Here is an 11160-nt window from a genome sequence, read left to right on the forward strand (position 1 = left end):
TCAATGCAACTCTGCCCCTGCTGCTGCCGCGACGCTTACGGTAGAACGCGCGCTCACCGCCAAGCCGGATATCGGCCTGGGTATGGGCGATGAACGCATCGGCATGCGCGATGTGTTCGATGGATGCCATGGCTGGCTGCTGGGTCGGATGATACTGCCCCGGCAGGCCGTCGATCTGGCCTGCGTTGAACACCGCGTAGCTCTTCAGGAACCAGATGCTGCGCTCTTCCTCGGTGCCGTCCGGCTGCTCCGCCTTGCGGCGGATCGTATCGGAGTACGTAACGGTCGTCGCCTTCTCGCCCTTGCGGACCTGGGCGCCCAGGGAAGCCGCCTGCCGGTAGGTCATGAAGTAGGGCGAGGTATAGCCTTTCGCCGTCATCGTCATCCACAGCACCAGGGTATTGATGCCGCGGTAGGGCTGGCCGTTATGCCGCAGCGGGAACCCGGCGCCGGTCGTCTTCCAGGGCCGCTTCCACGGCTTCAGCCCCAACTCCAGCTCGGCAATGATGGCATCGGTCACGGACTGGTAGAGATCGACGCGCCCGGTGGACGGCTTGCTGTTTGTCGTCATGGTCTCGTCCTCCTTGAGAAAGCCAACAGCTTTCTCGGAGGAGGCGAGGCACGCGCCGGGGAGCGGGGGAGCGGGTCAAGGTCAGCCCCGGCGGAGGGGGATCACCCAACCTGCACGGAACGTCAGTGACGGAAGGTGGGGAGACCGCCGGGGCTGCCTGCGCAGCAGGTCGCCTTGATGCGCGATGGGCCGCAGGCCCGGCAAGGCCGCGTCCGCGGCAAAGCAAGAAAGTGCAGTAAGCGCCACAGTGGTTCGACAGCGGCCGCTTACGATGTGGCAGAGGTCCCCTTGATCGATGGCTTACCCTCGTCTCAGCTTTTACCAAGTACGGCCGTAACAGATTGGAGATCTTGCTGGGCACCCGATCGGCACTTCATCTTATCCAACTCTGATATCCTCATCCACGAAGACATGATTGCCGAAGCGGTGCGGGCGGGCTGTAATCACGCACAGCGCCAGGGGGATACATGCTGGATGGATAGCAGCCCACCTACGGCCGGCAAGCCCCGGCAGGCCCTTCTGCCAGGGCTCGGTGGAGGACCGGCAGGGCCGGCGAATACTACGAAATCGCACTGGATAGAGCAGTTGCGTGCCGTCCTGGCCGACCTCTCGCCGGATGCGCTTGGGATCGCCGAGGCTGCGCTGCGAGCCTGTCCGGCTGATTCCGCGTTGCTGTTGCTGGCCGCCCTCGCCGCGCTCGTGGCGGGGCAGCCGGACCGGGCGATCGGTTTCCTCAAGCGGTTCGAGCGGAAGTTCGAGGCGGATAAGGCAGTCACCTTGCTGACCGCCCTCGCCCTGGCTCGTAAAGGCTACACTGCGCGGGCCTGGACATTGCTAGAGCAGGACGGGCTGCTCGATCCTTATGACGCCATCCGCTGGTTCATCGGCGGCCGGGCCATGGCTGGCTGGCTGGTCACTCAGCTGGCGGAAATCCGCACCGATCAGCTCCACGAGCAACGCAAAGTACGTCAAGGCATGCCACGGGCTGCCACCGGCAAACCCACCGGCCGGCCGGCTCCCCGTGCGGTATCCGCCAGGACGAAGCCGGCCACGGCCGTCGAGGCACCGTCGTCCGTGCCTGACCTGCCACGGCTCGAGGTGTCCCTTGGACTGGCGTTCGAGTTCGGCGATGCGGATGCCATTCAAGTGTGCGGCGGCACGCCCGAGCCGGCGTGGTTCCGGCTGCGCGGCGAGCTGACGCAACTTGGCCTGGTGGAAGGCTTCGACGAACTGCTGTGCCTGCCCACCCTGCAGGGCGTGGAGGCGCATTGGTATCAGATTGAGACGGTCCGCAAGGTGCTTAAGCAGTACCGCGGCCGGGTGCTGCTGGCTGACGAGGTGGGCCTGGGCAAGACGGTCGAAGCCGGTATGGTGGTCAAGGAATACCTGCTGCGTGGCATGGTGGAGCGCTTGTTGATCCTGGTGCCGGCGCCGCTGGTCGGTCAATGGCGCGATGAGATGGCGACCAAATTCGGCATCGATTGCGCCACTACCCATGACTCCCTGGCGCGCAGCGATCCCGGCGCCTTCTGGGGCCAGCCCCGCATCATCGCCTCGATCGCCATGGCGCGCCGCCGCGAACACGCCGATCTGCTGGTGCGTCATCCCTATGACGTCGTGGTGGTCGACGAGGCACATCACCTGCGCGACCAGGCCAGCGCCAGCTACCGCTTGGTGAATGTCCTGCAGAAGCGCTTCCTGCTGCTGCTGTCGGCGACCCCGGTGCAAAACAGCCTGCTGGAGTTGTACCATCTGCTGACTCTGCTGCAGCCCGGCATCTTCCGCACCCAAAAGGAATTCCGGAGCGCCTACATGACGCCGGGGAAGCCGCGCGAGCCAGCCAACCAAGACCGGCTGCGCGCCCTGATGCGGGGGGTGATGGTGCGCAACACCCGGGCGCTTGCGGCGCTGCGCCTGCCGCGCCGCCATGCCACCACCATCCGCGCGACACCGGATGCGGCAGAAGCCGCCTGCTACCAGGAACTGACCGCTCTTACCCGCAGCGCCGCGACTGGCGGCCAGGCGCGGCTGGCGGTGCAGCACCTGCTCTCCGCTGCCGGTTCCTCTCCCGCCGCAGCCGCGGGCGCGGTCGCCCGCTTTGCCGAGCGGCATCCGGACATCCCAGGCTGGGCCGCGCTGCTGACGCGATACCGGGCGGCATCCGCCGGCGCCAAGCAGACAGCCTTACTGAAGCTGCTGGCGGAGAACCCGACCGAGAAGAAGATGGTGTTCGTCCATCACCGCGACAGCATGACCCATCTGGCCGGACTGCTGCGCCGGCAGGGCCTGGCACCGTTGCTGTTCGATGGCAGCATGTCCGGGCCGGAGAAAGACGCGGCGGTGGCGGCGTTCCGTGAGACCGGCACGCTGCTGCTGTGCAGCGAGTCCGGTGGTGAAGGACGCAACCTGCAATTCTGCAATACCTTGGTGAACTTCGACATCCCCTGGAACCCGATGGCGATCGAGCAGCGGATCGGCCGCATCGACCGCATCGGCCAGACCCGCGAGGTCTTCGTGTTCAACCTGGTGACCGCGGGTACCATCGAGGATGCCATGCTCCGCATCCTCGATGAGAAGATCAACATGTTCGAGCTGGTGGTCGGCGAGGTCGGCGCCATCCTGGGGGAGATCGACGAGCAGCAGGATTTCCCGTCCCTGGTACTTGATGCCTGGCTGCAAAATACTGAGGAGGCCCGTACCGCCGCCTTCGATGCACTGGAAGGACAATTGCTGGCGGCACGGCGGCAGTACGAGGATGCCCGGCAATTGGACGAGGCACTGTTCGGGAATGACCTGGATGCCGCTTGAAGACGGCCGCATGCAGCGCTTCGTTGCCGCCCTGCTGACGGAGGGCGGCGCGCTGGTTGAACCACTGGGATCCGAGGGGTTGGAGGTGCTGGTGCCGCCGCCGCTGCAGCAGGCGCTGGAGGTGGGCGAGTTCTGCCGCCTGGGCTTTAGCACGACCCCGCCCGAGGGCGCGCAGCGGGTCGGCATCGAAAGCGACTGGCTTGCCCGCTTCGGGAGGGTGCTGGNGGAGCCGCTGCTGGAGCGGGAGTTGGGACTGGAGAATGCTACCTTTCGTCTGATCGACGCCGCCCCCGCCTGGACCCGCTATTTGGTGCTGGAGTTCCGCTATACGGCTCTGTCGGAGGAGAAGCGCGAGGGCACGCAGCGCCTGGCGATCAACCTGGCGACCGGTGCCATGCCGGAGGCGATGCTGGAGCGGATGGTACCCTGGCTCGCCGAGCATGATGACAGCCCCTTGCCGGCCGGCACCGTCTTGCCAGCGGATTGGGAGCGTCCGCGGCTGATCGAGCGGATGCGGCACGCCCTGCCTTGGCGGGTCGAGGGGGCGCTGGCGCCCTTCATGACCGGGCTCCGCCGGCGATTGGTCCGCGACCTGGACCGGCTGCACGCATACCACAACGACCTGCACCGGGAGGCCGGGCAGCGAGCGGCGCAACTGACCGCGGCCGACACCGGCCACCAGCGCGAGCAACTGCGCATTGCTGCGATTGCCAAGGAATACCGGGCGAAGCTCGATGATCTGGCGCATAAATACGCGCTGCGCATCACGGTGGATTGGGTCCGGACGCTGGAGCTGGTGATGCCCGTGCATCGGCTCACCGTGCAGATCCGCCGCCGCAAGGCCGAACGGATCATGGCGCTGGACTGGAATACTCTGGCCCGACGGTTGGAGCTGCCGCCCTGCGAGGCAAGTTGGTCGACCGAGCGGCCACGGCTGGCATGCGATGACGCGTTGCATCTGGTGGCGCCGGCAGGGTTGGCGCCATGCATCCATTGCAGCCGCCCCTACTGCCGGGCCTGCCATCTGCAGCGTTGTCCGAAATGCGGCCACGCCGAGACGCTGGCAGCCTTCGCTGGCAAGGGCACTACCTCACCAGCGGCGCCAAACTGAAACCAAAGAATGGCTTATCGGTCGGTCTGGTCGGCTTGGACATGCCCCGTGGTATGCTCCCGGCATGGCGCCTGAAGAAGCGCCCGTCCTGCCGCCCCTGCCCTGGAACTTCCACTTCTCTCTGACCAAGAAGCGGCGGCGGACCTGTGTAGTGCGTCCGGCTGTTGAGACAGCCTGGTGCGCTGTTCAGGCAGCCAAGGGTAGGGATCCGCGAGCCAGATGCCAACCAATTAGCCAAGTGATGCTGGAATACTGACGGTCAGGCCAGCGCGGAGGGCCACGAACGGCACAGGCGGAAGCAGGGGGTAGCGGATCCCTCATCCACGGCCCTGCCTTCGGCTGAAAGTTTCTTTGAAATGCAATGGCGAGCAGATCCTAAGCCGCGTGCAGCTATTGCTCTTGGTTGCTGCCACGTCACTTGGCATCCGGATCGAGACCAGGCCCTCCAAGCCACTCGCTGAGTTTGGACCAGCGCCGGCGGGCGCTGCCGTTCTTCACCGCGATCGCCAGCGCCCGCCGCTGCCCGACCAGCACCATCAGCCGCTTGCCGCGGGTGACGCCGGTGTAGAGCAGGTTGCGCGCCAGCATGGTGTAGTGCTGGGTAGTCAGCGGGATCACCACTGCCGGGTACTCCGAGCCCTGACTCTTGTGGATCGTGGTGGCATAGGCCAGCACCAGCTCGTCCAGCTCCCCGAAGCCGTAGACCACCGTCCTGCCCTCGAAGCTGACCACCAGCTCGGCCTCCTCCGGGTCGATCGCCGTGACCAGGCCGAGGTCGCCGTTGTAGACGTCCCGCTCGTAGTCGTTGGTCACCTGCATCACCTTATCGCCGACGCCGTAGCTCCAGCCGAAGCGCTCGACCCGAAGCTCGCCGGGCGGGTTCAGCGCCTGCTGCAGGGCGATGTTCAAGGAGCGCGCCCCCAGGCCGCCGCGGTTCATCGGGCAGAGCACCTGGATGTCGCGGATCGGGTCGAGGTCGAAGCGCGCCGGGATCCGGGTTCCCACCACCGCCAGCAGCTTGCGGACGCCCTCTTCCGGATCGGCAGCCTCGACGAAGAAGAAGTCCGAGCCTTCGACCGCCTTGAGCTCGGGCATCCTGCCGGCGTTGATGCGGTGGGCGTTGACAATCACTTGGCTGCTGGCGGCCTGGCGGAACACCTCGGTCAGCCGCACCACCGGCAGGGCGCCGGAGCCGATGACGTCGGCCAGCACCTGCCCCGGCCCCACCGAGGGCAATTGGTCGACGTCACCGACCAGCAACAGTGCCGCCTCGGTTGGCAGCGCCCGCAGCAGGGCGCGCATCAGCGGCACGTCCACCATCGAGGTCTCGTCCACCACCAGCAGCTGGCAGTCCAGCGGGGTTTCCTCACCCCGCTTGAAGCCCCCGGCCTTGGGGTCGGCCTCGAGCAGGCGATGGATGGTCCTTGCCTCCAGCCCGGTGCTCTCGCTCAGGCGCTTGGCCGCCCGCCCGGTCGGAGCACAGAGAGCCACCTTCACCGCCTTGGCGCGGAGCACCTGCAGGATGGAGTTCACCAGCGTCGTCTTGCCCACGCCTGGGCCGCCGGTGATCACCAGCACCTTGGCGCGCAGCGCCAGCTGCAGCGCCGCGCGCTGGCTGGGCGCCAGTGCCAGCCCGGTGCGGCTCTCGACCCAGGGGATGGCCTTGCCGGCGTCGATGGCCGGCCAGGGTGGCCGTCCCTTGGCGAGGGCTTGCAGCCGCTCGGCAATGCTCTGTTCCGCCCGGTATAGCTTGGCCAGGAAAACGCAGGGCTCACCGTCAAGGCTATCAGCCACGACATTCCCCGCCTCGAGCTCCAGGGCGAGGGCAGCACTGACCAGGCTGAGCTCCACCGCCAGCAGCGTGCTGGCCAAGGTGCTCAGCTCGGCCACCCGCAGGCCGCAATGCCCCTTCCCTGTTGCCTCGGCCAGGGCGAAGGAGATGCCGGCCCGCACCCGGATCATCGCCGTCGGCGCGATGCCGAGCTTCTGGGCGACGAGGTCGGCGGTACGGAAGCCGATGCCGCGGATATCCCGGGCCAGGCGGTAGGGGTTGTCGGTGATGACCTGCACGGCACCGGCGCCGTAGGTCTTGAAGATCCGCACCGCCCGGGAAGTGCCGACGCCGTGGGCGTGCAGGAACAGCATGATCTCGCGGATGACCTTCTGGTCGGCCCAGCCGGCGACGATGCGGGCGGCGCGCCTGGGGCCGATGCCGGTGACCTCGCGCAGGCGATGCGGCGCGGCCTCGATCAGCTCGAACACCGCGGCGCCGAAGGCCTGCACCAGCTTCCTGGCGTAGCTCGGGCCGATGCCGCGGATCATGCCGGAGCCGAGATACTTCTCGATGCCCTCGATCGTGGTTGGCTGGGTCGCCTTGAGGAAGCCGGCCTTGAACTGCAGGCCATGGGTGCGGTCGTTGATCCAGCTGCCCGAGAGCTGGACCCACTCGCCGGCCGAGATGGCGGCGGCATGCCCGACCACGGTGACCAAGTCGCGTTGCCCCCACGCCTTGACCCGCAGGACGCAGAAGCCGGTCTCGGCATTGAGGTAGGTCACTCGCTCCACCAGCCCGGCAAGGGCCTCGGTCGGGGCGGCCAGAACAGTCTCAGCCATAATGTGCAGCGGTTGTGCGAGCATGCCGGGAAGATGGTGCTTCGTCTGCTCTCGCCCTACAGACTCACTGCCATTCGTCCAGACTCGAGTGCAAAGGCGACAAGGAGGAGATGCGTAGTGAGGGGATTAGAGATGGAGGCTAATGCAGCCGCAGACCTCAAAAACTGCGGCTCAGGCGCGTAATACTCCGGCGTCGCCCATCGCAAATCCCCTCACTATCCGAGCTTCTTGACCGGCGGGGGGCTGGGGTGGAGCATGATGTGGCTTTCTTCAACGTCCACGCGCGCCTCGGGATACGCTGAAACTGCTTCCGACAGGCATTGAAGAAACCTTGGTTTGAATTGAAACAAGTTTTTGTAGCCGGCGCCGAATTGTTGGTGCAAATCGCGCCACCCGATAGCAGTGCGCTGATCAAGATGATGAAGCCGATAAGCCAGCCACACGTAAATATCGAGCGCAGTCGAGCTGTCCTTTAGCTGACGGATAGCCGCGTCTTGCAGCGGCACGGGATGCCGCTTCAGTTGCTCAAAAAAATCGCTATCAAGTATCACGCGGTCTTCGAAGAGGTTATCCTGCCGTCCATCTTCGCTGGTGATTGCGTCATGGAAGAATAGCCCAGACTTGATGATTCGCTCATTGCTCATCATTGTGGAGTTAGAGGGTACGCTCCCGGGCGTCTTCCACGAGAAGCGCATCGAGCAGGTTGCAATGCGCCTTGCCTGCTCCTTCAGTGCCGCTGCCGTCTCTCCGCCAGAGGCTAGTCCCATCTTACCCATCCAGGCTCGCATGGATCGGCCAAGGCCAATATCGCGGCTGTTGGTCTGAACGGCCTGCGTCTGCAGGTAAATCAAGATCAGTCTGGCACGAGCGCCGTGAGGCACGCCCATCATCTTTGGTGGCTCATCGCCGATCTTGATACGACCAGGCTCAATGATCAGCGTGAGCGGTCCAACCGTCCGCACCCAAGCTTGGTCATCAGCCAGTTTGCGATGGGGCAAAGAGGTGAGGCAAAGGCCGGAGTAGCTGTAGCCTTTCTGCCCGCTTTCGTCCCCAAGCACTTCGCTGGCGATTTTTAGGAGCGGCAGGTCACTGGGGGCTATCATACGCCGAGCCTCAGCATGCCCATGCAGGAGGACAAGCTGCCGTACGCCCTTCGCTGCATCGGCCATTCTGTCGCCCCTAACACTTCATAGCATCAATGCCACCGTGGCAAGCGTTCCCGCCCACGTCAACGAGGGGATTTGCGATGGAACAATAGAAAGATTCTATTTGATTACTAATTGTAGTGCTCGCAAATCCCCTCGGGAGAAGGCCGATTTTATCGCACTTCCCCTCAGGCTTATCTCAAATCCCCCAGGGACAACTCGTATGCAGTGGATAACTCCTGGTGGTCCGATTCGATTTTAAAAATCTCATCCTTCACTCGCAAACCACGCCTTCCACCATGGGACGCGAGTTATCCCCTACCCTGCTCGTAAGCCCCCCGCGAGCTAACCCCCTACCTAACTTGCCTAATCAATTTTGGCGCCGCCGTGGCCTCCGTTTCAGCGCGGTTTGCCACTTCGTAGTGGCGCCGCTAACTTCGGTAACGGTGTCGAGATAGTTGAATTCGCCTCATCCGGCAGATCCGAGTGTGCGAGCAGCTCCGTTAGCCGACTTCTGGCCTCGGCCAGATCTTCCTCAAGAATGACGATGCGTTTGCGAATCATGTCAACTTCGCGTTTGACACGTTCCGCTTTTGGTTGGCCAAGTTCAACTTCCGCTGCCAATACATTGAAGAATTCGTCTATCTCACGACGAGTCACGTCGGGGCGCACCAGCTTTGCCTCTCGCGCACGCTCCAAAAGTGGTGGCTTAAGCTGAGCTAATCGGAAGGCATTGCTATAGCTGCGTGGCACCTCGGCCAAGCCCAACCGTTCCTGATCGACTGCGTGAGCGATGCAACGGAGCTGGTAGGCAATGTTTTTCCCGAACGGCAGCTGCGTCGCCACCATGGTCTCAAACTGACCGTAAGGCAGCGTCAGCTTCGCCTGCAGCAAATAGCGGCCAATGATTAAAAATTTCTCCTGAGCTTCGCCCCAAAGTTTGCCAATTTCTTCGACGTAATCGCTAAGATCGCTACATTGTTTAACGTGGTTGCTAAGCAGGCGTTCGCGCTGCTGGTCGCTGTGTTCTGGGAGGGCGGCGACCGGTTCGGTGCGACGACGTGCAGAAGGCTTGAGGACGAAGCCGCTCATTGATCAGCCATCCCAAGTTGCTGTTTGATGTAATCCCACACGGCAGTGAAATCCTCAGCGCCTCGGCTTTTCCTGATTTCGATGACGCCAACACCATGGTCGTGCGTTGCCTCAATATCATCTAGTAATCGGACATCGACCGGACACAGTGCCCCGCTGCGGTTGAGTCGCAACTTGGCGGTGCGGTAGCGGGTATGCGCTCGCTGCACCTTGTTAAGCAGAAAGCTGGCGTTTGCACGCTCTCGCTTAAGAAATTTCATCCACTCAACGACAGAATCAATGTCCGCGGTTCCCGGGGTGGTCGGCACCAGCACAAAGTCGGCGCGGGCGACCAGTAGGCGAGAGGCGTCTGGATGGTCATCAAGGCCAGGTGGCGTGTCTACTACGACGAGGTCGATGTCCGGCAGGCCGTCGATGTCAGAGAGCGCTCTTGCGGCATCACTCATTGGACCATGCCACAGCGTTAGCGCCGGCGCATCATCAGGGCGGCGTTCATACCAGCGCGAAAGTGTGGCTTGTCGGTCAAGGTCCACCATAGCAACACGCAAACCATCATGCGCAGCGCAGACGGACAAATTTAAACTGGTACTGGTCTTGCCGGATCCACCCTTGCCGCTGGCGACCAAAAGCCATTTAGGGCGCTTTGCATTGGCTAGAGCTGGCACTGGCAGATGTTCGACGCGTCTAACTTCTGCCTGCTTTTGTGCCGCTTCAATGGTTGCTATCTTTGCCATCCCTGTCCCCATGTTAGCGCTGCCTTTGTAATGCCGTTACACAGCACAACGCCAGATTAAGAAACCGGGGAGGGTGGCCGTTGTGGGGCTGGTGCCTCCGCCAAACATAGCAAGTGGAGGTAGTCTCTGCCGAGGTAAAGCAACCAGTCGCCTGGGCAATGCTACCGCTTCATTCGCCCGCCTATGCTTGCTTCCGCAAGTTGGTGAAGACCGGGACGCCCGCCATCATGCCGGCCAGCTTGCGGCGGAAAGCCACGGGCTGGATGTACTGGCCAAGTGGAATGAAGGGCATCTTCTCCTGGCACAGCAGCTAAATTTCGCGGCAAATGGATTGCTGCGCCTCCAGCGCCTCGGCCGCCAGCCAGCGATTGCGCAAGGTGTCGATCGCCGGGATATCGGCCCAGCGGATCGAGAAGGCACTGCCATTGGCGCGCAGCCCGGTATGGGTTGCTGGGCTAGCGATGTCGGGGCCCACGACATAGGTGCAGTAGCAATTTGAGGTGGTCCCCATCTGTCGGACAGTTTGACGGCCTGGATAAGCTCGGCCCTAGTTCTTGTCAGGCCGCCAATCTCGTCGTCTCACCTGCTCCATACGCCTCATCGGGGGTCTGCCCCGCCAGGGCGCTGTGTGGGCGTCCGGCATTGTAGTAGCCGATCCACTTCGACAGCCCGGCTCGCAGCTCCGAGCCGGTCTCTAAGGCATGCAGGTAGACGCATTCGTATTTCAGGCTGCGCCACAGCCGTTCGATGAACACGTTGTCCATCCAGCGACCGCGGCCGTCCATAGAGATCCGTACCCCGGCCTGCTGCAGCAAGCCGGTGAACCGCGGCGAGGTGAACTGGCTGCCCTGGTCGGTATTGAAGATCTCTGGCCGCCCGAACCGTGCCATGGCCTCCTCCAGCACCTCAAGGCAGAACTCCACCTCCATGGTGTTCGACACCCGCCAGGCCAGGACCTTCCGCGTCGCCCAGTCCATCATTGCCACGAGGTAGAGAAAGCCACGACGCATTGGCAGGTAAGTGATGTCGGCGCACCAGACCTGGTTGGCGCGGTCGATCACCAAGTCCCGCAGCAGGTAAGGGAAG

The 11160-nt window shown here is 63.6% G+C and carries 8 protein-coding genes; 1 reads left to right on the top strand and 7 read right to left on the bottom strand.

From position 1 onward, the window contains the following. Positions 1–571: ArdC-like ssDNA-binding domain-containing protein (locus tag QWZ14_RS05835; RefSeq protein WP_290315692.1), on the bottom strand; the 571-nt coding region annotated here is incomplete at its 3' end. A gap of 585 nt (positions 572–1156) precedes the next feature. Here QWZ14_RS05835 and QWZ14_RS05840 point away from each other — a divergent pair. After that, positions 1157–3379: a DEAD/DEAH box helicase gene (locus QWZ14_RS05840; protein ID WP_290315693.1), complete on the top strand. Its 2223-nt coding sequence runs from the start codon at positions 1157–1159 to the stop codon at positions 3377–3379. A 1525-nt stretch (positions 3380–4904) separates the two neighbouring features. Here QWZ14_RS05840 and recD2 read toward each other — a convergent pair. The 6 genes from recD2 to QWZ14_RS05870 all read right to left on the bottom strand — a co-directional run. Beyond that, positions 4905–7103 carry an SF1B family DNA helicase RecD2 gene (recD2, locus tag QWZ14_RS05845; protein ID WP_290315694.1) on the bottom strand — a complete coding sequence of 733 codons (2199 nt, stop codon included), beginning with the start codon at positions 7101–7103 and terminating at the stop codon, positions 4905–4907. Positions 7104–7318: 215 nt separating this feature from the next. Further along, positions 7319–8272, bottom strand: a complete 954-nt coding sequence (locus QWZ14_RS05850) for a replication protein RepA (protein WP_290315695.1) — start codon at positions 8270–8272, stop codon at positions 7319–7321. Between the two features lie 375 nt (positions 8273–8647). Beyond that, entirely contained in the window at positions 8648–9340 is a 693-nt protein-coding gene (locus tag QWZ14_RS05855; RefSeq protein WP_290315696.1) for a hypothetical protein, read from the bottom strand. Further along, on the bottom strand, positions 9337–10074 hold the full coding sequence (locus QWZ14_RS05860; protein WP_290315697.1) for a ParA family protein: 738 nt from the start codon (positions 10072–10074) through the stop codon (positions 9337–9339). Before QWZ14_RS05860 ends, QWZ14_RS05855 begins: the two co-directional genes overlap by 4 nt. 310 nt (positions 10075–10384) lie before the next feature. Beyond that, complete coding sequence (locus tag QWZ14_RS05865; protein ID WP_290315698.1) at positions 10385–10549, bottom strand: hypothetical protein; 165 nt, start codon at positions 10547–10549, stop codon at positions 10385–10387. A gap of 82 nt (positions 10550–10631) precedes the next feature. Further along, the coding region (locus QWZ14_RS05870; protein ID WP_290315699.1) for an IS3 family transposase at positions 10632–11160 on the bottom strand (529 nt) is incomplete at its 5' end.

This window comes from Paeniroseomonas aquatica, from assembly GCF_030409335.1.
In the GTDB taxonomy this organism is placed as follows: domain Bacteria; phylum Pseudomonadota; class Alphaproteobacteria; order Acetobacterales; family Acetobacteraceae; genus Belnapia; species Belnapia aquatica.

Excerpts from the sequence above, each read along its gene's own strand:
- recD2 (WP_290315694.1), bottom strand. The coding sequence starts at position 7,103 with ATGGCTGAGACTGTTCTGGCCGCCCCGACCGAGGCCCTTGCCGGGCTG.
- QWZ14_RS05850 (WP_290315695.1), bottom strand. The coding sequence starts at position 8,272 with ATGGCCGATGCAGCGAAGGGCGTACGGCAGCTTGTCCTCCTGCATGGG.
- QWZ14_RS05855 (WP_290315696.1), bottom strand. The coding sequence starts at position 9,340 with ATGAGCGGCTTCGTCCTCAAGCCTTCTGCACGTCGTCGCACCGAACCG.
- QWZ14_RS05860 (WP_290315697.1), bottom strand. The coding sequence starts at position 10,074 with ATGGCAAAGATAGCAACCATTGAAGCGGCACAAAAGCAGGCAGAAGTT.